This window comes from Chryseolinea serpens, assembly GCF_900129725.1.
Classification (GTDB): domain Bacteria; phylum Bacteroidota; class Bacteroidia; order Cytophagales; family Cyclobacteriaceae; genus Chryseolinea; species Chryseolinea serpens.
This window is the reverse complement of the sequence record NZ_FQWQ01000006.1, coordinates 233,510-259,508: the sequence shown is the minus strand read 5'-3', so window position 1 is coordinate 259,508 and position 25,999 is coordinate 233,510. Positions and strand designations below refer to the sequence as shown.

At 50.8% G+C, this 25,999-nt stretch carries 24 protein-coding genes and 1 pseudogene; 13 read left to right on the top strand and 12 right to left on the bottom strand.

The annotated features are described in order from the left end of the window. Positions 1-25: 25 nt before the first annotated feature. Positions 26-1,018: an aspartate-semialdehyde dehydrogenase gene (locus tag BUB30_RS32540; protein WP_073142926.1), complete on the top strand. Its 993-nt coding sequence runs from the start codon at positions 26-28 to the stop codon at positions 1,016-1,018. Positions 1,019-1,068: 50 nt separating this feature from the next. Here BUB30_RS32540 and BUB30_RS32535 read toward each other — a convergent pair whose 3' ends face one another. The 5 genes from BUB30_RS32535 to BUB30_RS32515 all read right to left on the bottom strand — a co-directional run bounded on the left by BUB30_RS32535 (position 1,069) and on the right by BUB30_RS32515 (position 7,564). Next, entirely contained in the window at positions 1,069-4,827 is a 3,759-nt protein-coding gene (locus BUB30_RS32535) for a hydantoinase B/oxoprolinase family protein (protein ID WP_073142924.1), read from the bottom strand. Between the two features lie 13 nt (positions 4,828-4,840). Then, positions 4,841-5,455: a LysE family translocator gene (locus tag BUB30_RS32530; RefSeq protein WP_073142922.1), complete on the bottom strand. Its 615-nt coding sequence runs from the start codon at positions 5,453-5,455 to the stop codon at positions 4,841-4,843. Then, positions 5,452-6,498 carry an ATP-grasp domain-containing protein gene (locus tag BUB30_RS32525; RefSeq protein ID WP_073142920.1) on the bottom strand — a complete coding sequence of 349 codons (1,047 nt, stop codon included), beginning with the start codon at positions 6,496-6,498 and terminating at the stop codon, positions 5,452-5,454. Before BUB30_RS32525 ends, BUB30_RS32530 begins: the two co-directional genes overlap by 4 nt. Before the next feature lie 8 nt (positions 6,499-6,506). Then, a complete protein-coding gene (locus BUB30_RS32520; RefSeq protein WP_073142918.1) occupies positions 6,507-7,025 on the bottom strand; it encodes a DinB family protein in 519 nt (172 codons plus the stop codon). Positions 7,026-7,105: 80 nt separating this feature from the next. Beyond that, positions 7,106-7,564, bottom strand: coding sequence for a YHS domain-containing (seleno)protein (locus BUB30_RS32515; protein ID WP_073142916.1), 459 nt, complete (start codon positions 7,562-7,564; stop codon positions 7,106-7,108). A 207-nt stretch (positions 7,565-7,771) separates the two neighbouring features. On the opposite strand from BUB30_RS32515, the gene BUB30_RS32510 reads away from it, so the two are divergent. Then, complete coding sequence (locus BUB30_RS32510) at positions 7,772-8,782, top strand: DUF3500 domain-containing protein (RefSeq protein ID WP_073143464.1); 1,011 nt, start codon at positions 7,772-7,774, stop codon at positions 8,780-8,782. A 137-nt stretch (positions 8,783-8,919) separates the two neighbouring features. Beyond that, on the top strand, positions 8,920-10,362 hold the full coding sequence (locus BUB30_RS32505) for an amidohydrolase (RefSeq protein WP_073143462.1): 1,443 nt from the start codon (positions 8,920-8,922) through the stop codon (positions 10,360-10,362). 52 nt (positions 10,363-10,414) lie between these two features. Here BUB30_RS32505 and BUB30_RS32500 read toward each other — a convergent pair whose 3' ends face one another. Further along, complete coding sequence (locus BUB30_RS32500; RefSeq protein ID WP_073142914.1) at positions 10,415-11,602, bottom strand: class I SAM-dependent rRNA methyltransferase; 1,188 nt, start codon at positions 11,600-11,602, stop codon at positions 10,415-10,417. A gap of 308 nt (positions 11,603-11,910) precedes the next feature. Then, positions 11,911-12,369, bottom strand: coding sequence for a DUF6265 family protein (locus tag BUB30_RS32495; protein ID WP_073142912.1), 459 nt, complete (start codon positions 12,367-12,369; stop codon positions 11,911-11,913). 268 nt (positions 12,370-12,637) lie between these two features. Between BUB30_RS32495 and BUB30_RS32490 the strand changes: the two genes are divergently transcribed. The 3 genes and pseudogenes from BUB30_RS32490 to BUB30_RS32485 all read left to right on the top strand — a co-directional run. Further along, positions 12,638-14,116: a Do family serine endopeptidase gene (locus BUB30_RS32490; protein ID WP_073142910.1), complete on the top strand. Its 1,479-nt coding sequence runs from the start codon at positions 12,638-12,640 to the stop codon at positions 14,114-14,116. A 21-nt stretch (positions 14,117-14,137) separates the two neighbouring features. Next, on the top strand, positions 14,138-14,311 hold the full coding sequence (locus tag BUB30_RS35380; protein WP_160143602.1) for a hypothetical protein: 174 nt from the start codon (positions 14,138-14,140) through the stop codon (positions 14,309-14,311). A 103-nt stretch (positions 14,312-14,414) separates the two neighbouring features. Beyond that, positions 14,415-15,665, top strand: a pseudogene (locus tag BUB30_RS32485) (4-hydroxy-3-methylbut-2-enyl diphosphate reductase); the annotation flags it as partial. Here the strand turns inward: BUB30_RS32485 and BUB30_RS32480 are convergent. The 5 genes from BUB30_RS32480 to BUB30_RS32460 all read right to left on the bottom strand — a co-directional run bounded on the left by BUB30_RS32480 (position 15,662) and on the right by BUB30_RS32460 (position 19,015). Further along, positions 15,662-15,883: a hypothetical protein gene (locus tag BUB30_RS32480; protein WP_073142906.1), complete on the bottom strand. Its 222-nt coding sequence runs from the start codon at positions 15,881-15,883 to the stop codon at positions 15,662-15,664. The pseudogene BUB30_RS32485 and the gene BUB30_RS32480 overlap by 4 nt on opposite strands. A 239-nt stretch (positions 15,884-16,122) precedes the next feature. Beyond that, positions 16,123-16,425, bottom strand: a complete 303-nt coding sequence (gene hpf, locus BUB30_RS32475; protein ID WP_073142904.1) for a ribosome hibernation-promoting factor, HPF/YfiA family — start codon at positions 16,423-16,425, stop codon at positions 16,123-16,125. A gap of 136 nt (positions 16,426-16,561) precedes the next feature. After that, positions 16,562-17,443, bottom strand: coding sequence for a tyrosine-type recombinase/integrase (locus BUB30_RS32470; protein ID WP_073142902.1), 882 nt, complete (start codon positions 17,441-17,443; stop codon positions 16,562-16,564). Between the two features lie 152 nt (positions 17,444-17,595). After that, positions 17,596-17,793: a 30S ribosomal protein S21 gene (rpsU, locus tag BUB30_RS32465; protein ID WP_073142900.1), complete on the bottom strand. Its 198-nt coding sequence runs from the start codon at positions 17,791-17,793 to the stop codon at positions 17,596-17,598. Between the two features lie 52 nt (positions 17,794-17,845). Then, positions 17,846-19,015: an acyl-CoA dehydrogenase family protein gene (locus tag BUB30_RS32460; protein ID WP_317044239.1), complete on the bottom strand. Its 1,170-nt coding sequence runs from the start codon at positions 19,013-19,015 to the stop codon at positions 17,846-17,848. Positions 19,016-19,199: 184 nt separating this feature from the next. Here BUB30_RS32460 and BUB30_RS32455 point away from each other — a divergent pair, with 184 nt between their 5' ends. The 7 genes from BUB30_RS32455 (at position 19,200) to nusA (ending at position 25,921) form a co-directional block, all read left to right on the top strand. Continuing rightward, positions 19,200-20,513, top strand: coding sequence for a UDP-glucose dehydrogenase family protein (locus tag BUB30_RS32455; protein WP_073142898.1), 1,314 nt, complete (start codon positions 19,200-19,202; stop codon positions 20,511-20,513). Continuing rightward, entirely contained in the window at positions 20,506-21,495 is a 990-nt protein-coding gene (locus BUB30_RS32450) for a UDP-glucuronic acid decarboxylase family protein (RefSeq protein WP_073142896.1), read from the top strand. The genes BUB30_RS32455 and BUB30_RS32450 overlap by 8 nt, the downstream gene beginning before the upstream one ends. 12 nt (positions 21,496-21,507) lie before the next feature. After that, the gene (gene rfbB / locus BUB30_RS32445; protein ID WP_073142894.1) at positions 21,508-22,563 is read left to right on the top strand and encodes a dTDP-glucose 4,6-dehydratase; all 1,056 of its coding nucleotides are present in this window, start codon (positions 21,508-21,510) and stop codon (positions 22,561-22,563) included. A gap of 22 nt (positions 22,564-22,585) precedes the next feature. Beyond that, positions 22,586-23,452 carry a glucose-1-phosphate thymidylyltransferase RfbA gene (gene rfbA / locus BUB30_RS32440; protein WP_073142893.1) on the top strand — a complete coding sequence of 289 codons (867 nt, stop codon included), beginning with the start codon at positions 22,586-22,588 and terminating at the stop codon, positions 23,450-23,452. A 4-nt stretch (positions 23,453-23,456) separates the two neighbouring features. Further along, positions 23,457-24,071, top strand: coding sequence for an HD domain-containing protein (locus tag BUB30_RS32435; RefSeq protein WP_073142891.1), 615 nt, complete (start codon positions 23,457-23,459; stop codon positions 24,069-24,071). 132 nt (positions 24,072-24,203) lie between these two features. Next, positions 24,204-24,668 (top strand): ribosome maturation factor RimP, encoded by a 465-nt coding sequence (locus BUB30_RS32430; RefSeq protein ID WP_073142889.1) that lies wholly within the window; start codon positions 24,204-24,206, stop codon positions 24,666-24,668. An 8-nt stretch (positions 24,669-24,676) separates the two neighbouring features. After that, positions 24,677-25,921: a transcription termination factor NusA gene (nusA, locus tag BUB30_RS32425; protein WP_073142887.1), complete on the top strand. Its 1,245-nt coding sequence runs from the start codon at positions 24,677-24,679 to the stop codon at positions 25,919-25,921. Positions 25,922-25,999 lie beyond the last annotated feature (78 nt).

The window sequence follows — 25,999 nt, the reverse complement described above, 5'->3', positions numbered from 1 at the left end:
TACACTTTCTAAATATAAATAAAAAATGAAACTCGCAGTTGTAGGCGCCACCGGACTTGTGGGCCAGGAAATCCTCAAAGTATTAGAGGAAAGAGGTTTTGAATTTGACGAACTCCATTTGATTGCCTCGCCGAAATCGGTAGGGCAGGTTATAAAGTATAAGGGTAAGGACTATACCATAAAGAGCATTGAAGAAGGCGCCAAACTGGGTGCAGACATCGCGATTTTCTCGGCCGGTGGAGGCACTTCCCTGGAGTGGGCACCTAAATATGCTGCTGCAGGCACGACCGTGATCGACAACTCGTCGGCCTGGAGAATGGACCCTACAAAAAAACTGATCGTGCCCGAAATCAATGGCCACGAACTGACCATCGACGACCGTATCATCGCCAACCCTAACTGCTCCACCATTCAAATGGTGATGGCGTTGGCACCGCTTCACGTGAAATACAAGCTGAAGAGAATTGTAGTATCCACCTACCAGTCAGTGACCGGCACCGGCAAAGACGCCGTTCAGCAAATGATGGATGAACGCAAAGGCATCAATGGCCCGAAAGTATATCCTCACCCGATCGACATGAATGCGTTGCCGCACATCGATTCGTTCCTGGACAACGGCTACACGAAAGAGGAAATGAAGATGGTGAATGAAACCAGAAAAATTCTGGGTGACAGCACGATCGGCGTAACGGCTACAACGGTGCGCATTCCTTCTATCGGTGGTCACTCCGAGGCGGTGAACGTACAGTTCTATGAAGACTTCAACCTGAGCGAAGTACGCTCGATCCTGTCTACAACGCCAGGTGTGATCGTACAAGACGATCCGAAGAACAACATCTACCCGATGCCCATCAATTCGCACAATCGCGATGAGGTGTTTGTAGGAAGAATTCGCAGAGACGAGTCTCAACCCAACACCCTCAACATGTGGATCGTGGCCGACAACCTGCGCAAAGGAGCCGCTACGAACGCCGTGCAGATCGCTGAATTTATGACAGAGAATAGCCTCGTATACTAAGACGCGAAGACCTATAGTTTAGAAAAAGGCCACCCACGCGGTGGCCTTTTTTATTTAGGCTTGCCCCAGCCTCCACCCCCTGGAGTTTTGATCGTTAGCCGGTCGCCGGGTTGAATGCGGGCACCGTCCACGCCCTGAAGCTTTTTCTTCCCACCCTGGTGGCGGATGATGAATTGTTCGCCGGTTTTTCCGGGTTCGCCTTGCTTCATGCCAAAGGGCTGAACCGTGCGATGTTGTGTGAGCAGGTTGATATCGAGGGCCTCCTTGAAATAGAATTCGCGCACTACGCCGTCGCCACCTTTCCATTTTCCCTTGCCGCCTGAGCCGCGACGGATCTCAAATTTTTCCAAGCGCACGGGATAACGGAATTCTAAAATTTCGGGGTCGGTGATGCGCGTATTCGTCATGTGCTGATGGACGGCATCGGCGCCGTCAAATCCGGGCCCTGCCCCGACACCACCACAGATGGTTTCATAGTAGCCGAAGCGTTCGTTCCCAAACAGGAAATTGTTCATGGTGCCCTGACTGCACGCCGATAGTCCCAGGGCCTTCAGCAACGTATCGGTTAAGCGCTGACTGATCTCCGTATTGCCGCCTACCACCGCTGGTGACTTTTTGTTGTCTTTCGAAAATTTTGGATGGAGCAGGCCTGGAGGAAGAATAAGCTTCACGTCTTTCAACAACCCCTCGTTCAACGGAACAGGCTCGTCCACCCATAGGCGAAGCACATACAACACTACGCTGTTGACGATCGCCACGGTGGCGTTGAGATTTCCGGGTTGCACGTTTGCCGAACCGGTGAAATCAAAATGCAATGTCTTTCCTTTTTTGAAGATGGAAACCTGCAGTGGGGCATCGCTGTCCAGAAGTTCTTTCGCTTTGAACGTCCCGTTGCCGAAGGTCTTTATTTTTTGACGCATCAGCATTGCAGCATGTTGCTTTAGCAATTGCATATACCGGTGCACAGTTGCCAGACCAAATTGCTTGCAATAGGTTTTCAATGTATCAGCTCCCAGCACGAGCGAGGCCAGTGCGCCGTTTAAATCGGCGAGGTTTTCCTGGAGCGACCGCGTGGGATAGGGGGCGTTTGAAAATAGCGATTCAATTTTTTCCCATTGGGGAACGCCGCCTTTCACGAGATACTGTGGGGCGATGACCACACCTTCTTCTTCCAGGCATGTGGCGTCCGCCGGCATGGATCCGGGTTTCTTTCCTCCGATCTCGGCGTGGTGTGCGCGATTGGCCACAAAGCCCACGAGTTGTTTGCGGAAAAATACAGGCCGGATCAATGTAATGTCAGGAAGATGCGAGCCACCAAACGCCGGGTGGTTGGTGATGATCACATCGCCGTCCTTCATGGGGAGTGTTTTCATGACGGAGCGAACACACACCCCCATGCTTCCTAAGTGAACAGGGATGTGAGGCGCATTGACCACAAGGCTGCCCGTGGCGTCGAGCACCGCGCAGGAGAAGTCCAGTCGTTCCTTCACATTGACGGAGAAAGACGTGCGTTGCAACAATGTCCCCATTTCGAGGGCCACGGCGGTGAAGCGGTTGGTGAACAACTCCAATTGCGCTTCCGGTGAAGCCACCTTTCTTTTTTTGGTGACGCGCTCATGGCGAATGTGCGCGTTTTGTTTTTCATCCAGGTCGAATGTCCAACCGTCTTCCAGCACCACGGTAGAGTTGAGACTGCTGATGAGGGCTGGGCCTTGGATGCGGGCTCCGGGCGACAGCGTTTCCCAACGGTAGACGTTGCATTTGCGCCACTTGCCGGAGATGAACATCCGTTTTTGTTTCGCCGGTTCGGGGACATAGGCTTTCCCTTTTGGCGCATCGTCCTGTGGCTCCGTGCCAATGGTCATCACTACGCGGAGCGACTCCACTTCGATGTCGCGATCGCTTAGCCAGTGACCATAAACGATTTTATATTGGGTTATGAATTTTTTCTCCAGCTCTTCCTTCGTTGTGAATTCGATCTCCAGAGAAGTTTCCTGTCCCTTCAACCGGAGGAAGATCAGCCGGTGTTCCTGGATATTTTGCAGCGGTTCGTTGGCGCTCGCGGTCAGCGATTCTTTCGCTTGATCGGAAAGAAGCCGATAGTCATCATCGAGTTGGAGAAACACTTCGCGCAATTTCTTCAACACCAATTTTTCCTTTACACTTTCCAACCGTGCATGCCCGATGCCATAGGCGCTGAGTAACCCGGCGTCGTAGGGAATGATGACGTGTTGCATGTCCAGGATAGAAGCCAGCGCGCATGCATGCTGGCCGCCGGCACCACCGAAGCTGAGCAAAGCATACTCGCAGGGATCATGTCCTTTTGAAAGCGAAACTTTTCGAATGGCCTCCGCCATTTTTTCGTTGGCGATGTCGATGAACGATTCAAGCACTTCTTCTTTGCCGGGCGCTGTTTTTCTTTTTTTACGAACGCGTTTTAGTAACTCATCCAATGCATCGTCTGCGGCAGAGAGCTTGATGGGAATGGAAAAATTGTCCTCATCCAACCTTCCCAACAAGGCATTGATATCCGTGATCGTAAGCGGCCCACCAGCGCCGTAGCATGCGGGTCCGGGAGAGGCTCCTGCGCTGTGGGGACCGACCGTGAAGCGGAACCCGTCGTAAGCACAGATGGAGCCACCGCCCGCGGCGATGGTTTCGATGGCCAGCGAGGGTGATAGTATTTTGAGTGTTTCCACCGTGGCCTCAAAGCGGTAGTCGGGCCGCCCGTTGCAGCGCGACACGTCCGTGCTGGTGCCGCCCATGTCGAACGTCAATATTTTGTCGATGCCGGATTGCCGGGCCTTGAAGAGGGCCCCCATGACACCGCCGGCGGGACCGCTGAGCAGACTGTCCTTCGGCTGAAAATCATCCGCGGGGAGTAATCCGCCTGCACTGGACATCACCTTCAGATCGGCCGAAACCAACACCGTACGGATCTTGGAAATGTATTGGTGAATGATCGGATCGAGATAAGCGTTGACGAGCGCCGTCTCGGCCCGGGGTAGTATTTTGATCTGTAATGAAAGTTTCGAGGAGAGCGATAAGTATGAAAACCCCGCGTTTCGCAGGGTTTGTTCCATGCCAAGTTCGTGGACCGGGTTAGCATAGCTGTTCAGCAATGCGATGGCAATGGATTCGATTTTATTTTTTTGTAGACGAGCAACGAGCTTACCGTGTTCGTCTGCATGCTCGGGCTGCAGCACGTTTCCGTTGGCTTCGATGCGTTCGTCTACTTCGATCACATCGGTGTAGAGTGGGTTTTCTTTTTTGATGGCTAGCGCAAAAAGATCCGGACGTTGCTGGTTGCCGATCAGTAGCAAATCCTTAAAACCTTTTGTAACGAGCAGCGCCGTTCGTGCGCCCTTTCGTTCCAGCAAAGCATTGGTCCCGCGAGTAGAGCCTAGCTTCATTTCGATGGAAGGAAAGGTATCGTGTAGGCCGGTTTGTGTGATCCAGCGTGCGGCGAAAACGGGAACTTCTTCGCCCGTGAATAATTCGGCAGTTTCAATAGACGACCGTTCTGTCAACGGCTTGTCAAGCGATATTTTTTGTTGTGAGGGATCGTACTGTGTGATCGTTCGAATTTCCTTTCCACAACGAAGGCTCATTCCCTTTAGAAAGTCAGCGGAAACTGCTGCCGGTAGATATACCGTGATGTTGTTCCCCTCTGCGCGGCCGATTCGTGTCCGCAGCACGCTGCTGCTCAAAACTTTCAGCCGTATTAATTCCCCAACCGGTGAAAGCGCGATACAGTCCGTGAAGGTTCCTCCCGTATCGATCCAGATTTTCCACGCCGGTTTTTTCATGAGCAGAGTTGGGTTACATCAAATATCGCACGAAAGCGTAAAGACCCAATACCAGCAAGGCGATGCCAGGAATCTTTTTCAACCATGAACTATGTTGAAACTCGGAGATCACTTTCTGCGCCAGGTAGGCCATCAACACCAGGATCACCAACACACCCATCGACGTTCCGAAAACATAACTGTGAAGACGGAGGGGAGTGCTCAATTCGATCCATCCCTGGCCGTTCAGGTAAGCGGTGGTGCCAATCCAAAACGGGATGGCCAGCGGGTTGAGGATGCTCAAGATGATGCCCCGTCGGAAACCACTGTTGTTAAATTTCTGAGAAAATGCAGAAGGAGTATTGCTGGTGGGCCAAAGATTCAAGATCCCTAGCACGGTCATGACGATGGCCGTGATCAACTGCATGTTTTCGACGATCACGGGCGTGGAGGTGATCAATTGTTCGAACGCCACGGCAATCCAGGCATACGGGTACTCGATCAGGGCCACGGCCAGGATGAATCGCCAGGCAATGTTGATCTTTTTCTCCATGCCCAACTGCAGTACCAAAAGATTGAGCGTACCCGGCGGGATGGAGCCGATGAAGCTAAAAACAAAACCCATCACAAAGTTGAGCAGTACGATCATTTGGCTTGCGTGGCCGCCTTGAACTTCCGGTAATAGCTCGCGCCTTCTTTCCAGGAAGTATAGGGCACGCCACGTCTTGAATTTTCCCGGGCAATAATAAAGATATTACGCCAGTGTGTAAAGAGCACCCTAAGCCCTTTGCGCAGGGAATAGCCGGGATGATAAATGTGGGCGGGCTCGGCGCCACAGCCGTTCAGTTCCATCACCTTCACGCGCCCGGCCGTCAGATCTGCTTCGGAGGCGCAGCGCAAATCGAATCGTCCGAAATAAAAGCCGTCAATTTGCTGGCTGATGCGGTCAAACGCAGCCGACAGTTCAGGCGAGATCAGGCTGGTGCCGTCGAGAAATTTTGTGCCGAGACAATGGTTGCCGATGGAGACCAACTCCAGGATTTGCCCGGCCTTTAGCACTTCCGTTAGGCGGTTGCGATAGGTATTTCTCAACGTCTCCCATTGCAGCTTTGCGCGATCCTTGGCAAGAATGAGTTGTTGCAGCGAGCTGGTGCCGTCGCCGGTCACGGTAAGCATTTCTTTTTTCACCACCGAGGTCACACGGCCGTGTGCTTCTTGCGGGAACCGGGTGTAGAAGACGCCGAATTCCAAAGGAAGGTCCACCAGCTCTTGTGCGATAAAGTCGAATTTCATCTGCTGAAGATAGGCTTCAATATCGGCGGCGGACTGAATGCGTTTCACCATAAATCCGCGCTCACCCAAATCGGGTTTAAAAATCATTGGAAATTCAAGATGGCCTTCTTGCAGTCGCGACAACACTTCTTCCTTTGTCGACGAGGCTGGAATGAAAATGGTGGTCGGTGTGTGGGTACGCGGAACTTTTGAGAGGATATCGTACTTCGATTCTCCAAACATACCACCCATCGGTATCCCCGGATTGGACGCTGAGAAAAAGAAAAACGATCGTGCCCGCAACGAGAGCCAGCCATAATAAAGCATCACCGGAAACTGCACAATGCCGAACGGCCAGTATTCCCAATGGGTGAGTTTGATAAAAAAATTACTGCGCTTTACCGTTTCGACAAATGACATTTAGTGATCTAACTATGGGCGGTAGAATAAGCGATTTCTTTATAGCGCAGCGTGGAAGCCGCTACTCCGAAATCGGGCGCGAGTTTAACATAGGGCGCGATCTCATGAATGCCGATTTTCATAATGGCCATGTGATGTACGGCATGTTCGATATTGTATACCAGCTCGCGCATGGCGGTAGTTTCAATGGTAATAAAATCTTCCCGCTCCAGGTCATAGCCCACTTCCAGTTGCATGGTTTTTTCTTCCAACCGGTAAACAAAATCCTGGATCCGGTCGATGGTCGAGAGCGCTATAAACTTGTCGCTTTCCATTCGCTTGTCGTGTGCGCGCTTGTCGTAGTTGACGAGGCCACCGTGAAAACCATTTTCAAAACAAATAAAAAACTCCAGCGTATGGCGCAGGTGTTGTCCGATGGTGGAGCGACTCAGGGTTTCGGCAGGTTTTGTAAAATCGGGTTCATGAATTTGATTCACCAACTCGGTTAGCTGGGCAAGAATGTTTGCGCATGCCTGGTTCAAGTTCATAATGGGGAGTTAAGTTTCGAAGTTAAGAGAAAACGATTCATATTTCAGCGCGCCACTGCAGTTGTTCAAAAAATTTTGGATCAGTGAACGAATTTGTCCCAGTTGCGGTCGCCCGCTTCTTTCAATTTTTTCTCATTCTTTTTCCAGTCCGTCAAGGTGTTGTTGCCCCAGAAATTATAAAAGAGATAAAGTTTGCCGTCGAGGATCGTATAGGTTTCGGGGTCGACCTTCACTTTCTCGCCCGACTCACCCATGGCGAAGGCGCACCAGCCGCCATATGCCGGTTCATATTTGCCGGGATTTGCCGTAAATTTGGTGAGGTTGCTCTGTGAGACGAACTCATAGACAAGCCCTTTGTAGACGGTTTTAAATTCCGACGCTCCTTCCTGCGGCTTGCCATCAAAGTAGCTCACGGCATCATAGCCCCCGAGCGCAACAGCGTTCTTGACATTGTATTGTTTCTTCCGGACATCGTCGCTTTGGCCGTGCGCCTGACCGACGATCAGGATAAAGAGCATGACGCCATAAATTGTCTTCATGGATATTCTTTTTTTGTGTAAATGGCTTATCCGATGGTCTGGGTGCTGTGGAATGCAGGGAGTCATTTTTTGAAGTATAGATTTTAAATACGTAAAGAATGCAAATATGGATTTTCCATTTCGGGTGAAATGTCGGGAGCCTTACATTTCACACGATCGCTGCAAAGAGAATGGGTCGCATCGGAAAACACAACTAACCCCGTCGTCATGAAAAACTGGATTGCCCTTTTATTTTTCGCCTGCACTTTTGCGAACGCCCAAACGTCGGACCTGGCGGGTAAAGCAAACGCCTTCCTGGCCAGCCTCACACCGGAGCTCCAGGCCAAAGCCCGCTACACCCTGGAGGACGACGAACGCCAGAACTGGCATTTTGTACCCACGAAGCGGAACGGCGCCTGCTTCCGTGACTTCACCCCAGCCCAGCGCCAGGCTGCGCTTGATTTGTTGAAGGCTTCCGTAAGCCTGCAAGGCTATAATAAGGCCAATGCCATTATGGCACTCGAAAATGTATTGAAGGAAGTGGAGAAACGCGGCCCCGAAGACAACTACCGCGACCCGTTGAATTATTACGTTACCATTTTCGGAGATCCCTCCGGCAGCGCGCCGTGGGGCTGGCGTTTCGAAGGCCATCACATCGCCCTTAATTTTTCCACCGCAAACAACCGCATCGAATCCTCCACACCATCTTTCTTTGGATCGAACCCCGGCATCGTGCGCGAAGGCCCGGAAAGAGGCAAGCAAGTGTTGAAGGACGAGACCAGCCTCGGCTTCACCCTCATCAATTCCCTTTCTGATCCCCAGCGCAAGGAAGCCATGATCTCCGAAGCCGCCCTGCCCGAGATCGTATCGTTCGACAAACGCAAAGCAGAACCCCTCGATCCGAAAGGCCTTCCCTACACCTCGATGACCGAATCGCAAAAGAACACCTTCCTCAAATTGCTGGACGTGTATGTGAAGAATTACGAACTGGGATTTTCCGACAAACTGATGGCCAAAATAAAAAAGGCCGGCATCGAAAATCTCTCGTTCGCCTGGGCCGGCAGCCTGCAACCGGGAGCGGGCCACTACTACCGCATCCAAGGCCCCATGTTGCTGATCGAATATGACAACACGCAAACCAATGCCAACCACGTTCACACCGTGGTGCGCGACCTGACCAATGATTTTGGCGAAGACATTTTGCGTGAGCACTATCAACGCGAACACTCGAAAAACTGAGCGGAAGCGCTTGCGACCATCCTAAATCAACATGCCAGCACGGGGCGCGCTTTGCAGAAAGCGGACAAAAAGCTTTTTCCTAGAATTCAATTTTTTATCTTGGGTCAACCTTAACCATTAACCTAATGTTGAACCCTATGAGAAGGAAACTATTTTTTCTGCTGCTCGCGCTCTGGGCGGCAGGCGGTGTATTCGCCCAATCCAAGAAAGTCAATCCCAACAAAGACGCCGTCATGAAGTCGGTAGAGAAGCATCAGCAGGAGCTGATAAAGCTCAGCGACGAGGTGTGGGCCTATGCGGAAACCGCGCTCAAAGAAGAGAAATCATCGAAGGCCCTCGCCGACTATGCCGAGGCCCAAGGGTTCCAGGTGAAACGCGGTGTGGCGGGAATGCCCACGGCGTTCACAGCTGAATTTGGTTCGGGGAAACCCGTCATCGGCATCATGGGTGAATTTGATGCCCTGCCTGGTATCTCACAAAAAGCACAACCCGAAAAAGAACCCCTCATGAAAGGCGCACCCGGCCATGGCTGTGGCCACAACCTGTTTGGTGCGGGAAGTCTTGGTGCTGCGGTGGCCATAAAAGAACAGATCCAGCAAGGCAAGTTGAAAGGCACCGTCCGCTTCTACGGAACACCGGCTGAGGAGTCCGTAGGTGGAAAGATCTACATGGCGCGCGAAGGATTATTTTCCGACGTCGACATCTGCCTCGATTGGCACCCTGACGTGGAGATCGCGGCCAACATGCAAAGCTCCCAAGCCATGGTCGATTTCATCATCGAATTTAAAGGCAAAGCAGCGCATGCCGCCGGCGATCCCTGGAACGGCCGCAGCGCCGTAGACGGTCTCGAGCTTTTCCTCGACGGTGTGAACATGATGCGCGAGCACGTGAAGCCCTCCGTGCGCATGCATTATGTGATCAAGGCGGGAGGCGATGTACCCAACGTAGTGCCCGAATACGCCAAGGCCTGGATGTGGATCAGGGACTCGAAACGCGAAGGCGTGGAGGATGTGTTTGCGCGCGTGAGAGAAGCTGCGAAAGGCGCAGGCCTCATGGCGGGCGTTGAGTCAAAGATCACCGTGATCGGTGGCGACTATGAATTGCTGGTGAACAAGAAAGGCGCCGAAGCGTTGCAGAAAAACATGGAAACACTCGGTCCTATAAAATACACGGAAGAAGAAATAGCTTTCGCCAAAAAGATCCAGGAGGTGAGCACAGGCAAACAAACAGGCCTCGATGGTGCCATCCACCCGCTGAAAGAAACGAAAGAAAACCCTGACGGCGGCTCAACGGATGTGGGTGACATTAGCTGGATCGTACCGGAGATCACGGCTTTAGTTACTACTGCACCTGCCAATGCTCCGTGGCACTCGTGGGCCGTGGTTGCGTGTGGCGGCATGTCCATTGGTCACAAAGGCATGGTGTTCGCCGCGAAATCGCTGGCCATGACCATGGTCGATCTCTTTGAAAACGAGACCCTGCGAAAAGACATGCGAACCGAATTTGAAACCCGCCGCAACGGACATATCTATAAAGCCTACATCCCTGAAGGACCGCCGCCGATACCGGCAAAAGAATAATACAAATTAAAAATTGACGAAGAGAAACGCTGGTGCTGTGTGTGGCTTAAAATCAAGCCACATAGAGCACCAGCCCTTTTAGATACTCACCCTCGGGATGAAAAATAGAGACGGGGTGGTCGGCGGGCTGGGCCAGGTGATACAACACTTTGATCTGTCTTCCCGCTTGAATGGCCGCCGACACAATGGTGTCGTAAAACAATTGACGGTCCACCACCTGCGAACAAGAGAACGTGAACAGGATGCCATTGCTCTTGATCGCCTTCATCGCCTCCATGTTAAGTCGTTGATAGCCTTTCACGGCCTGGTGACGCGCGTCGCGGTGTTTGGCAAATGCGGGGGGATCAAGAATGATCACGTCGTACTGGCCCTGCTTGTCCTTGAGAAAGTCGAAGGTGTCTTCCGCGTAGCTGGTGTGGTAGTTGGCATTGAACCCGTTCAGGTCGATGTTCTTCCGTGTGAGCGCGACTGCTTTTTCGGATGCATCTACAGAGTGCACGAGCGCTGCGCCGGCTTGCAGCGCATAAACCGAAAACCCGCCGGTATAACAAAACGTGTTGAGCACATGCTTGCCTTTTGAAAAGTCACCGAGCAACTTCCGGTTTTCGCGTTGGTCCAGAAAAAATCCGGTCTTCTGCCCTTCTTCCCAATCGATAAAAAATTTATTGCCATGTTCGGTGATCACATGCGGCACGGCCGTCATCCCGAAAAGATATTCATCCTGGTCGGCGCTGCGCATTTTGCCAGGCAGTGTCGATTGACTTTTATAATACACCGTCTTCAGACCTTCACCCAGGACCTGTTGCAAGGCCGCCGAAATGGCATGCCGGTCGATGTGCATGCCCACGGAGTGTGCCTGCATGATGGCCACACCGTCGTATAAGTCGATGATGAGGCCGGGCAGTCCGTCGCCTTCGCCATGGATGAGGCGAAAGGCATTGATCGAAGAAGCTGGGAGACCTGCAGCGGCTCGCAGCGTGACGGCGGCGCGGAGCTTGTCGACCCAAAAATGTTGTGAAGGTGTCTCCGCCTCCTGCGAAAGCATGCGCACAGCAATGCTTCCGTTTTGATAATGACCAAAGCCCAGCACTTTGCCTTTATAGCTTTTCACTTCTACCCACCCGCCATCTTCCACAGCCCCCTCCAGGGTTTGGATGGCACCCGAAAATATCCACGGGTGAAACCGCTCGATGGAGTGCTCTTTGCCTTTTTTAAGCGTAATCTTTCCCTGGATGATCATGGTAGCGTGTCTATCAGGGGGCAAAAGTATCTAAAAAAGATGTACGGGCGGGATTTAATCGTTGGGGGACAGGTAAAACCAGAGGACAACGATCACAAAGGAAACGAACCAGAAAATGAGCATGAAACGAAGCCGTTTCAGTTTGCGTCTTTGGTGATCTTTGTCATCACCGTGCGAAGGATGGGTGGTACGGTATAGGTCTTCCATAACTCCGATTACGGTATGACCGCTACTAAGTTTTGTGTTGTGACATCGTTTTTCCGAAAACGTTAGCTAAACCAACATAAATACCTAAATAGGGGTGATAATTATTTCACCCTAACGAATGTGTAGTAAATCGATTTGCCACCACCTTCGATCGTCGCCTCCAACCTTTCTTCTCCTTGTTTGATCAGGCGATGGTAGCGTATTTTCTTTGGGAAATCATGGGTGGGATTTTCGGCGACAAAGCTGTTGGCGTCGTAGGAAGTGATTTTGAATTCAACTTCTCCCTGTGGCCCCGCAACGTCCGGGGTATAGTACACGGAACGCCCCTTGCGCAAGAGCTTGATCTCTTCGGTTACCAGGGTGTCTGCATTTTTGACATTGTAGGAAATACCTGTCAACGTATTGTCACCTGCGCTCTTCCAAACCTCGTAGCTGTCCTTGTTTGTATTCTTGCCTAAAATTTTCCAGGTGCCCACAAGCCATTGGAAGTCCTTCACCTCCTGAGCCGTGCTCCGAGGGGTGATCAACAGGAAGACAGCCAGCAGCCATGTGTTTCTCATGGTATGAAAGATAAAGACAGAGTACCTGAAAACAATCCCGGCCAACCCCGGTTATAATGACCCTGTGAACCGATCGTGTAAAATTGGCAGACGGGGACGAACCTAAATCCGAAACTTTTCGTATTTAGAGGACAATCCCTCCAAACCATGACAGAAGGCGCTGAAAAGAAGGCGGTTAGAGGCCATAAAAAACTGACAAAATTTACGTCAGGAGCCCTTTTGCCTGGTTTTTGTATGGGGTAAAAACAGGTTAAAATTTAGACTCAACATGAAAAAATTCGGTTCTCTTTTTTTTGCTGCCGTGCTGGGAAGCGCCTGCACGATAGCATCTTTTCAATGGCTGGATAAAAAGGACCCCGCGACCAAGCTCGAATACCTCACCGGTGTTCCGGCGTCAAAAGTAGCCTACCGTGTAGACGAGAAAGGCGAAGCGATTCCCCTCGACTTTACGGCCGCCGCCGAGAAAGTAATGCCGGCGGTAGTGTTCATAAAATCTACGCAAGATAGTCCTCATCGCCCCGAACAGACCCAATCCATGGATCCTTTCCGTGAATTTTTTGGTCCTCGCGTTCCCCAAGGGCCCAGCCAGAGCTCAGGCTCCGGTGTCATCATAAATGCTGACGGCTACATTGTCACCAACAACCACGTGGTGCAGGACGCCGATGTGGTGGAAGTTACACTGTATGACAACCGTACCTACAAAGCAGAAGTGATCGGTGTCGACCCCGACACGGACCTCGCCCTCATCAAAATCAACCAGAAAGGTCTTCCTTATCTTCCCTTTGTGGATTCCGATAAGGCCAAAGTTGGCGAATGGGTATTGGCTGTCGGAAACCCCTACAACCTGACGTCTACTGTAACGGCTGGGATCATCAGCGCAAAGGGTAGAAACGTCAGCATCATCATGAGCCAGAGCCAAGGCGGCAACACGGCGATAGAATCGTTCATTCAAACCGATGCTGCCATCAATCCTGGAAACAGTGGTGGCGCGCTGGTAGAGTTGAACGGTGGCTTGGTAGGCATTAACACCGCTATTGCCAGTCCCACGGGATCCTATTCGGGCTATGGCTTTGCCGTCCCTTCCAACATCGTGAGTAAGATCACCGAGGACCTCATCAAGTTCGGCGCGGTGCAACGTGGCTGGTTGGGCGTGTCTGTTGGTAGTGTGAACAGCGATCTGGCAAAAGAATTTGATCTCAAAGTAAATGAGGGTGCCTACATCTCCGGCTTCGCCGAGCATAGCTCTGGCAAAGAAGCCGGTTTGAAAGAAGGCGACGTAGTGATCAAGATAGACGAAGCTCCCATCAAGTCGAGCACGGCCCTGATCGAGTACATCGGTCGCCACCGTCCTGGCGACAAGGTGAACATGGTCGTCAACCGTAAAGGAAGCGAAGTGACGATCCCCGTGATACTCAAAAACAGGGATGGAAAAGCCGAAGCCGTGACCGCCGCCGTAAAGGATGAAGTTTCGGCCCTGGGCGTACAATTGGAGGAGATAGATGGAAAAGTCCTAAAAAAACTCGATCTTGATCACGGTGTCCGGATAAAAGCCCTCGGAAATGGCAAAATATCCAAGTACACCGACATGCGGGAAGGCTTTATCGTATCGAAAGTGAACGATCAACCTGTAAAATCCGTAAAAGAGTTCAACGACATCGTAAAGAAAAAGAAACCTGGCGACCTGGTGATTTTCTCTGGAACGTATGAAGACCTTCCGCGAGAATTCAACTACGCCTTGAGGATGTAAACAATAGATTAAGTAATTATTATGAGGAGATTGTTTAGAAAAGGCGAACGTGTTCGCAGCAAGATTGATGGAAAAGTGGTGGAGGTTTTGAAGTACATCAAAAACAATTTTGTCGAAGTGAAGTGGTTCGACCTGGAAGCCAAAGAGGTAAGGACAAACAAGATCAAGGAAGATAAGCTCTCCAAAGCAGCATAATTCTGTAGAAATTGAAACCCATTATTCTCCGTTGCCCGGCACCGTCGGGAGAAGAGAATAATGGGCTTTCGCTTCACTATCCTTCCCAACAAACGCTAACTTTGCCGTTAGACGCTTAGACCGTATTGTTATTAAAAAGTTCGAGATTCCATCCCATTATAAGTCGACCATCACCGGAAAGATCAAGGAGTGGCGACGTTTGAAAGACCTGCGCAAACAGGATTTTTCCCCTACCATTTTGGATTTCGGTCCCGTTCAATTTTACATCGCCCGTCATTTTGGATTTTGCTATGGCGTGGAAAACGCCATAGAGATCAGCTATAAAGCATTGGAGGAAAACCCCGACAAGCGCGTGTACCTCCTCAGCCAGATGATCCACAACCAGGAGGTGAACCAGGATCTGCAAAGCCGTGGCATCGAATTCATCATGGACCCTGAAGGCAACCAATTCATCCCCTGGGACACGCTGAAACCGGAAGACGTGGTGATCGTACCAGCCTTTGGAACCACGTTGGAAATAGAGCAGCTGTTGCAATCCAAGGGCATGGAAGTTCAGCAATACAACACCACCTGCCCGTTTGTTGAAAAAGTCTGGAACCGCGCCGAGAAGCTGGGCACAGACGAATATACCATCATCATCCACGGCAAACCCAAGCACGAAGAAACACGCGCCACTTTTTCGCACAGCGCGCATTATGGAGCTTCTGTGGTTGTGCGCGACATGGAGGACGCACATGCTTTGGGGGCCTACATCACGGAAAAAAAATCGAAGCAGGAATTCTACACGGAGTTCGAAGGAAAATATTCTGCGGGCTTTGATCCGGAACGTGATCTGAAGAAAGTTGGTGTAGTCAATCAAACCACCATGCTGGCCACCGAAACACAAGCCATTGCCGACTACTTCCGGCAGTTGATGCTCCAGCAATATGGCGCAGAGACGTTGAAGCAGCATTTTGCCGACACAAGGGATACGCTGTGTTACGCGACGAACGACAACCAGGAAGCTACTTATAAATTATTGGAAACGGATGCCGATCTGGCGGTGGTGATTGGGGGATATAACAGCTCGAATACATCGCACATTGTGGAATTGTGCGAGCGTAAATTCCCAACCTACTTTATCAATTCAGAAAAGGAGATTAGTTCGCGCGAAGAGATCCGGCATTTCCATTATGACCGGAAGGAGAAAGAAAAGACGCAACATTACTTACCCGACAAAAGCCCCGTAAAAATCATTCTGACCAGCGGTGCCTCTTGCCCGGACACGTTAGTGGATCGCGTATTGTTGCGTCTTTTAGAATTCTTCGTTACTGCGAAAAGTGTGGAAGAAGTATTGAAACCGTTTGAACGTTAAGCGCTGGCTACTTTCTTGCGGCCTTCTTCTACTTTTTTACCATTTTTATGTTCGCCCAGGATGATCACATCCTTGGTGTTCTCATACTGCCTGGCAGCTTGCATCATTGCCTCTTTGGTGTCGCGAATAACGATAATGCCCGACTTTGCGCCTTTGTTACGCAATTCAAGATAAAACCCGTCTTTTTTCTTCTTCGGTAATACTGGAGGTCTTCCCATGGTTGTATTTTTTTAGATGAACCGGTGCTGCTAAATGCCTCACCCTTACTGAGTAAAACCGGAAAACCCGGTCATTAGTTCGGCGCGCAAAGATGGCGAAATTAATCGGCTTATCCTCATGATTTCGGAAGACCGGCCGATCACGCAATCTTCTATCGATTTCGGAGGGATGAAAAAAACAGAAGGCCCGCGAAGGGGCCTTCCTGTAAAATTTTATGAAACTATTTTCAGGCGCTGCATCAGGCGCGCCCGTCGTTTACCTTGGTCTTGAACTTCTTGAGTTGCATGCGCAGCGCATCGGCAGCCAGGTCGGTGGCCGCTTCAAACGAACGGGCCTTCTCGATGGCAAAGAGCTGGTTGCCGGGGACGCGAACTTTGATTTCCACTGTTTTATTTTCAATTCCTTCGTTGTTTAGGCGCAGAAAAACTTCACCATCCACCAACCGGTCGTAGAACGTCTCCAGTTTATTCAGCTTTTTCTGAATGAAATCGATCAGCTTGATGTCTGCATCGAAGTGGATGGAATGCACTTGTAATTTCATAATGGTAAAAATTTAAGTGAAACAATAAACAGTCCGGCATTTCTTACGACCTGCCAGCAGTCGGTGAGTAAATCATCTCGTCATGCGCCGTGGGTTTGTGGTGGATATAGGTATAATGCTCTGTTCATAGATAATGTTATGCTTTGGGATGCGCCTGATCGAAAACCTTCTTCAGCTTTTCCATCGAGTTGTGTGTATACACCTGTGTGGCGGCCAGGCTGCTGTGGCCCAACAAGTCCTTCACGGCGTTGATCTCCGCGCCTTTGTTCAATAGGTGTGTCGCGTAAGTATGCCGCAGAACGTGCGGACTGTTTCTCTCGGCTGTAGTGTGCTGGCCAAGATACTTTTTTACCTTTCTGTAGATCATCATCGGGTAGCAGGGCTCGCCCGTGTTGGTGACAAAAAAATATCCGTGTCCTTTCAATTCCACTTCCTTGTTTCTCAAGGTCCGGTAGGCTTTGATAGTATTAACGATTCCGGCGGCGAAAGGGACTACTCTTTCCTTGTTTCTTTTGCCGAGCACTTTAATGGTTCGTCCATGAAGATCAATTTCATTTTCTTTCAGCGTGAGCAGCTCTGACAAACGGATGCCTGTGGCATAGAACAACTCCAGGATGAGTTTGTCGCGCACCCCGTCCAGGCCGGGTCCGAACTCGGTGTCGTCCAGCAAATGGGCCATATCGCCTTCCTTGACAAAGGACGGTAATCTCTTTTTTGTTTTGAGTTGGGTGATCTTCTGCAGGGGATCCTTGCTGATCACTTCTTGTCGCAGCAGGAATTTGTAGAAGGAGCGGAGGCAAGCAATTTTCCGGTTCACCGACGCAGCGTCCAGGTTGCTTTCCACCAATTGAATGATCCAGGTGCGCACTACGCCGTGGTCTGCGGTCTCGGGAGTATAGTCGGGAAATGTGTTGGCAAGAAAAACCGTGAACTGATCGAGATCTGTTTTGTAGGCCAGCACGGTGTGAGCGCTAAGCCGCTTTTCGAATTGGACGTATTTAAGGAAGGATTCTATCATGCTTGCTACACCAAACCCAGCAGTAGAAGCAATGTAAAAAAATAATACCCTTTAAGAAAGCTTAAAGGGTATTAGTGTATATAATGAGGATAGATTGTTGATAACTTTTCAGCTATCAACAAAGTATTCAGGTCAAAAAAGGTAGAGAATCCTTAGACTTTGGTCTCGGCAAGTCTCATCTGCTCGCGGTAAGCGGCGCGGATGATCTGGGCACGACGTGTAACCGAAGGCTTTTCAAAAGCTGTTCTGGAACGCAATTCCTTCAAAACACCGGTTTTTTCGAACTTCTTTTTGAAGCGCTTCAGGGCTTTGTCGATGGATTCGTTTTCTTTAACGTTAACAATGAGCATAATTCTTATTTAGGGCTGCAAATATAGGATACAGCCAGTCTTTTTGCAAACTCTACTTCAAGATTGACCGGGAAATGACCAGTTTTTGTATCTCCGAGGTGCCTTCGCCGATAGTACACAGTTTGGCATCCCGATAATACTTTTCGGCCGGGAAGTCTTTTGTATACCCGTAGCCCCCAAAGATCTGCACCCCCTCATTGGCCACCTCAACGGCCACCTCGGACGCGTAGAGCTTGGCCATCGCAGACTCTTTGTTCACGTCCAACCCCCGGTTTTTCATATCGCCGGCCCGGAACGTGAGCAATTTGGCCGCTTCGATCTTCGTGGCCATATCGGCCAGTTTGAAGGCGATGCCCTGGAATTGCGAAATGGGTTGATTGAACTGATGGCGCTCCTTGGAGTAGTTCCGGGCGGCGTCGTAGGCCCCCATGGCAATGCCCAGGCTGAGGGCGGCAATGGAAATGCGGCCCCCATCGAGCACTTTCATGGATTGAATAAACCCTTCCCCTTCTTTGCCGAGCATCTGGTCTTTGTGGATCCGGCAGTCGGTAAAGATCATTTCGGCCGTTTCAGAGGCGCGCATCCCCAACTTGTTTTCCTTCTTACCAGACGTGAATCCGGGTGTGCCTTTTTCGATAACGAAGGCTGTCATGCCACGCGAGTCGCCCACGGCGCCCGTGCGCACGATCACAACTGCCACATTGCCGGACCGGCCATGGGTGATGAAGTTTTTCGCACCGTTGAGTACCCAATAATCGCCATCTTTTACGGCTACCGTTCGCATGTTGCCGGCATCCGAACCGGTATTGGGCTCAGTGAGGCCCCAGGCCCCGATCCATTCGGCCGTGGCAAGTTTGGGCAGGTAGGCTTGTTTCTGAGAGGCGTTGCCAAAGAGCAGGATGTGATTTGTGCAAAGCGAATTATGGGCTGCCATGGAAAGACCAATCGAGCCATCGATACGCGAGATTTCGGCGATGGCGGTGATGTATTCCAGGTAGCCAAAGCCGGCACCCCCATATTCTTCCGGCACCAGCACGCCCATCAGCCCCAGGCCACCCATTTTTTTGAAGAGGTCGATGGGGAATTCCTGGCGCTCATCCCAATCCATCATGTTTGGCTTTATCTCTTTGGCCCCGAAGTCGCGAACCATATCACGGATCATCTTTTGGTTTTCGGTTTCCTGGAAGTTCACGGTCATCGGGTTGTCCATTAATGCATGCATAGTTAGAGGGTAAAATTTGAGGGCATAAAAGTACGATTAAAATCTCAACTAACAAACGAATGTTAGGTTAAATCGATTGCTTAAGAAAAGTGGCTAAGAAATGCCCCAAAGGCCGTGTTCAGGCGACTTGTGTCACTAAAATTCATAATTTCGCATTCCAAAAATCCTTTAATCCCCTCTAATCATGAAAATTGCTGTAGTTGGCACAGGTTACGTAGGTCTGGTAACCGGAACATGTTTTGCAGAAACGGGTAATACAGTCACTTGCGTAGACATCGATCAGGCGAAAGTCGATAAACTAAAAAGTGGCCGCATCACCATTTATGAACCCGGTCTGGAGCAGTTGTTCGACCGCAACATCAAACAAGGTCGTCTTTTTTTCACCACCAGCCTGGAAGAAGGCATTAAGGACGCAAAAATTATTTTCCTCGCGCTCCCCACGCCTCCCGGGGCCGACGGAGCAGCTGATCTCAAATATGTTCTGAAAGTAGCCGAAGATCTCGGCCCACTGCTGAAAGACTATGCTGTAGTGGTAGACAAAAGCACTGTTCCAGTGGGCACCGCCGAAAAGGTGCAGAAGAAAATAGCCGTCGGCGCAAAAGTTGAATTCGACGTGGTTTCGAACCCCGAGTTTTTACGCGAAGGTGTGGCTGTGGATGATTTTATGAAACCCGATCGCGTCGTGGTGGGCACGAACTCTCCCAAAGCCCGCAAAGTGATGGAAGCCTTGTATGCCCCCTTTGTGCGTCAGGGAAACCCGATCATTTTTATGGATGAACGTTCGGCCGAGCTGACGAAATATGCAGCCAATTCTTTCCTCGCCACCAAGATCACCTTCATGAACGAGATCGCTAACCTCTGCGAACTGTTGGGAGCCGACGTGGACTCTGTGCGCAAAGGAGTGGGCACCGACAGCCGCATCGGCAAACGGTTCTTATTTCCCGGCATCGGCTATGGGGGAAGCTGTTTCCCGAAAGATGTGCAGGCGCTGGCCAAGTCTTCGGAGGACGCGAACTATGAATTCAAGATTCTGACGGCGGTGATGGATGTGAACGAAAGCCAGAAGACACGGCTCATTCCCCACATCAAAAAATATTTCAATGGCAACCTCAAAGGCAAGACCATCGCGATCTGGGGACTTTCCTTCAAGCCTCACACCGACGACATCCGCGAAGCGCCGTCGTTGTACAACATCGACGAGTTGTTGAAAGAGGGAGCGATCCTGAAGGTGCACGATCCGGAAAGCATGGACAACGTAAAGAAAGTGATTGGCGACAAGGTGCAATACAGCCACACGCCCTACGAAGCTGCACAGGATGCCGATGCGATCTTCATTGCAACGGAGTGGCCCGAATTCCGTACACCCGATTTCGACAAGCTGTCGTCGATCCTGAAAAATAAGGTGATCTTTGACGGCCGAAACTTATACGATCTGAATTTTATGAAAGAACAGGGATACGTCTATTACAGCATTGGAAGGGAGGTCATCCATGGCTAAGCAACGCGTGCTGATCACCGGCGGTGCCGGTTTTTTGGGATCGCATCTTTGCGACCGGTTCCTGAAAGAAGGCTTTCATGTGATCGCGATGGACAACCTGATCACGGGCGACCTGCGCAACATCGAGCACCTTTTTAAAAATGCCGATTTCGAATTCTATCATCACGATGTGTCGACCTTCGTGCACATCCCTGGAGAATTGCACTACATTCTGCACTTCGCCTCTCCGGCCAGTCCGATCGACTACCTGAAAATTCCGATTCAGACGTTGAAGGTGAGTTCGTTGGGCACACACAACCTGCTGGGTCTCGCGCGTTCGAAGAAAGCCAGGATCCTGGTGGCTTCTACCTCGGAAGTGTACGGCGATCCGCTGGTGCATCCGCAGACGGAAGAATACTACGGCAACGTGAACCCTATTGGTCCGCGCGGTGTATACGACGAAGCAAAACGTTTCCAGGAAGCCATCACCATGGCCTACCATACTTATCACAACCTGGAAACCCGCATTATCAGAATATTCAATACTTATGGCCCACGCATGCGCCTGAACGATGGCCGTGTGCTTCCCGCCTTTATCGGGCAAGCCCTTCGCGGCGAAGACCTGACGGTTTTTGGTGATGGATCGCAAACCCGCTCCTTCTGCTATGTGGACGACGAAGTGGACGGTATTTTCCGCCTCCTGATGTCCGACTATCACCTGCCGGTGAACATCGGTAACCCCGATGAAATTACCATCGGCGATTTTGCCGAGGAGATCGTAAAGCTCACGGGCACCAAGCAAAAAGTGGTGTACAAGCCATTGCCCCAGGACGATCCGAAGCAACGCCAACCCAACATCACCAAGGCCAAGGAATTGCTGGGGTGGTCGCCGAAAGTGTCGCGCGCCGAAGGCTTGAAGATCACCTACGAATACTTCAAGAGCCTGCCGCAGGAAGTACTCTTCCAACGCGATCATAAGGATTTTCAGAGATACGTACGCTAACCCTTCACGGTGATGACAAAACGAAAGATCTTAATTACAGGGGGAGCAGGCTTCATCGGATCGCATGTGGTCCGGTTGTTTGTCAACAAGTATCCCGACTACACGGTGGTCAATCTGGACAAGCTCACCTATGCGGGCAACCTGGAAAATTTGCGCGACATCGAGAAGAAGCCGAACTATCACTTTGAAAAAGGCGACATCCTCGATATCGAATTTCTGTTCGAGGTTTTCAAAAAGTATGGCATCGACGGCGTGATCCACCTGGCGGCAGAATCGCACGTGGATCGTTCGCTGCATAATCCCACGGAATTTGCCGAGACCAATATTTTAGGGACACTCAATCTTCTCCGCGCAGCGCAGGCTTCGTGGGCAAATGCCTATGAGGGAAAAGTCTTCTATCATATTTCCACCGACGAGGTATATGGCTCTGCAGACCATGGCGGTTTCTTTACCGAGACCACACCCATCGATCCGCGTTCTCCTTATTCGGCATCCAAAGCCAGCTCTGATCACTTTGTAAGTGCTTTTCACAACAGTTTCAGTTTGCCCACGCGCATCAGCCGGTGCTCGAACAACTATGGCCCTTTCCATTTCCCGGAGAAGCTGATCCCGTTGATGATCAACAATATTCTCAACAACAAACCGCTGCCCGTCTACGGCAAAGGCGAAAACATTCGCGACTGGTTGTTTGTGGAGGATCATGCCGGCGCGATCGACAGCATCTTTCACTCCGGTAAAACCGGCGAGGTGTACAACATCGGTGGCAACAACGAGTGGCGGAATATCGACCTGGTGAACTTCCTGTGTTACACGATGGACAAGAAATTGGGTCGCGAGGAAGGAACATCGGCCAAGCTGATCACGTATGTGAAAGACCGCCTGGGCCATGATCTGCGCTATGCCATAGACGCCTCCAAGCTCACCGCCGAAACAGGCTGGAGGCCACAAGTGACGTTTGAAGAGGGGCTGGAAAAAACCGTGGATTGGTATCTCGCCAACCAGGAATGGTTGAAAAACGTGACCTCGGGCGATTATCTGAAATATTATTCTAAAATGTACCAGGCCTAAGGCTTGCATAAAAACCCACTCTATGAAAGGTATTATTCTTGCCGGTGGATCGGGCACGCGCTTGTATCCGCTGACGATGGCGGTGAGCAAACAGCTCATGCCTGTGTATGACAAGCCGATGATCTACTACCCCTTGTCGGTATTGATGATGGCCGGCATCCGGGAGATCCTTTTTATTTCCACACCGCATGACCTGCCCATGTTTGAAAAGTTGCTCGGCGACGGCAAGCGGTTGGGATGTAATTTTCAATATGAAGTACAGCCCTCGCCCGATGGCCTCGCGCAGGCGTTTATCATCGGCGAGAAATTCGTGGGCAAGGAGAAGGTGGCGTTGATCCTGGGCGATAACATTTTCTATGGCTCCGGCATGCAGAACATCCTCCAATCCAACAGCGATCCCGACGGCGGCGTGGTGTTTGCCTACCACGTTCTCGACCCGGAACGCTATGGTGTGGTGGAGTTCGATGCGAACAAAAAAGTCATCTCCATAGAGGAAAAACCCAAGCAACCAAAATCCAACTACGCTGTCCCCGGTTTGTATTTCTACGACAACGATGTGGTAGCCATTGCCAAAGCTTTGAAGCCAAGTCCCCGTGGCGAGCTGGAGATCACCGACGTGAACAACGAATATCTGCGCAGGGGCAAACTGAAAGTGGCTCCCATGAGCCGCGGCACCGCCTGGCTGGATACGGGTACGTTCGATTCGCTGATGCAGGCCGGCAATTTTGTGCAGGTGATCGAGCAACGTCAGGGGTTGAAGGTAGGATGCATTGAGGAGATCGCCTACCGGATGAAATTCATCACCAAGGATCAACTTCTGCAGCTAGCCAAGCCGTTGGAGAAAAGCGGTTATGGCAGCTATCTGAAGAATTTGCCGGAATACATCTAACCGCATGATCGGCGAGCTTTTTGTTGACACTGCTTCGAAGATAACGCCCGATATTGCCCTGGTTCAGTCCCTGTGGGCAGAGATCGAGAAACAGTATGGCCATCGGTCACGCCGCTATCATAACCTGGTGCATTTGGAAAAAATGAGGTCCGAGTTAGAGGGTGTGCGGGAAGAGATCGAAGATTTCGCGGCCATTGTTTTTGCGATCGTGTATCATGATGCCGTCTACAATGCCACGAAAAAAGACAACGAGGAGAAGAGTGCCGAGTTGGCCCGGAAGCGATTGACGACCCTGTCCTATTCTCCGGAATCTGTTGAACGCGTGGTGGCCCATATCCTGGCCACAAAATCCCATCACAAAAGCGAAGACCCCGACACGAATTTATTCACGGACGCCGATCTGTCGGTTTTGGGTGCTCCTTGGGAGGCCTACCGGGAATACTATCAGCAAATCAGAAAGGAGTATGCCATCTATCCGGATTTGCTCTACAAGCCGGGGCGGCGAAAAGTTTTGCAACATTTTTTGGACCTGCCGGCGATCTTCAAAACAGAGACCTTCCATAGGCGTTACGAAGGGCAAGCCCGGGAAAACCTGTTCCGGGAACTAGAAACCCTGTAAATCGGTATTAGAATCAGTAGAATTCCTCCGGCTTTTGGTAAAAACCCAAAAAAGATTTACTTTTGCGCAAGTTTCTGATAAATTATCAAGGGGGGACAAACAGTCCCCTCTTTGTTTATAGAATATTTTCAGATGGAAATTGCGGAGGAAATCAGGAAAATCGCGGTCTCGAAGCTGCTGAATCCACACCATTTTGTGGTGGATGTGGTGGTTTCGGCACGAAAGGGGCCTAAAAAGGTGTTGATCACCCTGGATGGCGACGAAGGTGTGAACATCGACGATTGCGCCAACCTGAGCCGGGAAATTGGTAAGGCATTGGAAGAGTCCAACCTCATGGACGAAGCCTATATGCTGGAAGTATCCACCCCCGGCGTAGACCAGCCCCTGCAGCTCCATCGCCAGTATAAAAAGCATATCGGTCGGAAATTGAAATTGAAGCTTCGCGACAAGATCGTGGAGGGAAAACTCACCGAGGTTGCCGACGACAAGATCGCAGTGATCCAGGAAACGGGAACCGGTAAGCAGAAAGAGACGGTGGTGTTGGATATTCCTTTTTCAGAGATCGAAAAATCATTTGTGTTAGTAAGTTTCAAATAGACATAACCATGGATGCACATGAATTAATTCAGTCGTTTGCTGAATTCGCAAAGCAGAAAAACATCGACAGGCCCACGATGATCCGGATCCTGGAGGATGTGTTTCGCAACATGATTAAGAAGAGATTTGGCTCCGATGAGAAATTTGACATCATCGTGAATGCCGACAAAGGCGATTTAGAAATCTATCGCTTCCGCGAGATCGTGGATGATGACTCCGAGGACATTTGGGATTTTGACAAGATCAGCCTGACGGAGGCTCACAAGATCGAGCCCGACTTTGAAGTGGGCGAAGAAGTTTCGGAACAGATCTTCATCGACGACTTCGGCCGTCGCGCGGTGACTACGGCGCGCCAGACGCTCATTCAAAAAGTGAAAGACCTGGAGAAGGACATCCTTTTCCAAAAATATAAAGACCTCGTGGGCGAGATCATCGCTGGCGAAGTGTACCAGGTGTTGAGCCGCGAAGTGCTGTTGACGGATGCCGAAAGCAACGAAGTCGCCATTCCGCGCAACGAGCAGATCCAGAAGGATCGCTACCGCAAGGGAGAAAACGTTCGTGCTATCGTACACAAGGTGGAGATGGTGAACGGCAATCCGAAGATCATCCTGTCGCGCACGTCGCCCGTTTTCCTGGAGCGGCTGTTCGAGCAGGAAGTGCCCGAAGTATACGATGGTTTGATCACCATCAAGAAAGTGGTGCGCGAGCCCGGCGAGCGTGCCAAAGTGGCCGTAGAATCCTATGACGACCGCATCGACCCGGTGGGTGCTTGCGTGGGTATGAAGGGATCGCGGATTCACGCCATCGTGCGGGAATTGCAGAACGAGAACATCGACGTGATCAACTACACGGAAAACCTGGAACTTTACATTCAGCGGGCACTAAGTCCGGCGAAAATTGTTTCCATTAAGATAGACAAAGACAACGGGCGCGTTTCTGTTTACCTGAAACCCGATCAGGTATCGCTCGCCATCGGTAAAGGTGGTTTGAATATCAAGTTGGCCAGCCGTTTAGTGGGTTATGAAATCGATGTATTCCGCGAATTGGCCGAAGGACAATCGGAAGAGGATGTGGATCTGAGCGAATTCTCTGACGAGATCGAAAGCTGGGTGATCGACGAATTGAACCGCATCGGTTTAGACACCGCCAAGAGTGTATTGGCATTATCGAAAGAAGAATTGGTGCGCCGCACGGACCTCGAAGAAGAAACTGTCGATGGTGTGCTGGGCATCTTGAAGAAGGAATTTGAATAGAGGGCGAACCTATCTGTTCGCCGCAAGTTGGATAGAGAAGTTGGTGAGGCTGTGATGCAAGCATGAATACAACGTTAA

Coding starts and splice junctions, on each gene's coding strand:
- BUB30_RS32540 (WP_073142926.1), top strand. CDS start 26: ATGAAACTCGCAGTTGTAGGCGCCACCGGACTTGTGGGCCAGGAAATC.
- BUB30_RS32535 (WP_073142924.1), bottom strand. CDS start 4,827: ATGAAAAAACCGGCGTGGAAAATCTGGATCGATACGGGAGGAACCTTC.
- BUB30_RS32530 (WP_073142922.1), bottom strand. CDS start 5,455: ATGATCGTACTGCTCAACTTTGTGATGGGTTTTGTTTTTAGCTTCATC.
- BUB30_RS32525 (WP_073142920.1), bottom strand. CDS start 6,498: ATGTCATTTGTCGAAACGGTAAAGCGCAGTAATTTTTTTATCAAACTC.
- BUB30_RS32520 (WP_073142918.1), bottom strand. CDS start 7,025: ATGAACTTGAACCAGGCATGCGCAAACATTCTTGCCCAGCTAACCGAG.
- BUB30_RS32515 (WP_073142916.1), bottom strand. CDS start 7,564: ATGAAGACAATTTATGGCGTCATGCTCTTTATCCTGATCGTCGGTCAG.
- BUB30_RS32510 (WP_073143464.1), top strand. CDS start 7,772: ATGAAAAACTGGATTGCCCTTTTATTTTTCGCCTGCACTTTTGCGAAC.
- BUB30_RS32505 (WP_073143462.1), top strand. CDS start 8,920: ATGAGAAGGAAACTATTTTTTCTGCTGCTCGCGCTCTGGGCGGCAGGC.
- BUB30_RS32500 (WP_073142914.1), bottom strand. CDS start 11,602: ATGATCATCCAGGGAAAGATTACGCTTAAAAAAGGCAAAGAGCACTCC.
- BUB30_RS32495 (WP_073142912.1), bottom strand. CDS start 12,369: ATGAGAAACACATGGCTGCTGGCTGTCTTCCTGTTGATCACCCCTCGG.
- BUB30_RS32490 (WP_073142910.1), top strand. CDS start 12,638: ATGAAAAAATTCGGTTCTCTTTTTTTTGCTGCCGTGCTGGGAAGCGCC.
- BUB30_RS35380 (WP_160143602.1), top strand. CDS start 14,138: ATGAGGAGATTGTTTAGAAAAGGCGAACGTGTTCGCAGCAAGATTGAT.
- BUB30_RS32480 (WP_073142906.1), bottom strand. CDS start 15,883: ATGGGAAGACCTCCAGTATTACCGAAGAAGAAAAAAGACGGGTTTTAT.
- hpf (WP_073142904.1), bottom strand. CDS start 16,425: ATGAAATTACAAGTGCATTCCATCCACTTCGATGCAGACATCAAGCTG.
- BUB30_RS32470 (WP_073142902.1), bottom strand. CDS start 17,443: ATGATAGAATCCTTCCTTAAATACGTCCAATTCGAAAAGCGGCTTAGC.
- rpsU (WP_073142900.1), bottom strand. CDS start 17,793: ATGCTCATTGTTAACGTTAAAGAAAACGAATCCATCGACAAAGCCCTG.
- BUB30_RS32460 (WP_317044239.1), bottom strand. CDS start 19,015: ATGCATGCATTAATGGACAACCCGATGACCGTGAACTTCCAGGAAACC.
- BUB30_RS32455 (WP_073142898.1), top strand. CDS start 19,200: ATGAAAATTGCTGTAGTTGGCACAGGTTACGTAGGTCTGGTAACCGGA.
- BUB30_RS32450 (WP_073142896.1), top strand. CDS start 20,506: ATGGCTAAGCAACGCGTGCTGATCACCGGCGGTGCCGGTTTTTTGGGA.
- rfbB (WP_073142894.1), top strand. CDS start 21,508: ATGACAAAACGAAAGATCTTAATTACAGGGGGAGCAGGCTTCATCGGA.
- rfbA (WP_073142893.1), top strand. CDS start 22,586: ATGAAAGGTATTATTCTTGCCGGTGGATCGGGCACGCGCTTGTATCCG.
- BUB30_RS32435 (WP_073142891.1), top strand. CDS start 23,457: ATGATCGGCGAGCTTTTTGTTGACACTGCTTCGAAGATAACGCCCGAT.
- BUB30_RS32430 (WP_073142889.1), top strand. CDS start 24,204: ATGGAAATTGCGGAGGAAATCAGGAAAATCGCGGTCTCGAAGCTGCTG.
- nusA (WP_073142887.1), top strand. CDS start 24,677: ATGGATGCACATGAATTAATTCAGTCGTTTGCTGAATTCGCAAAGCAG.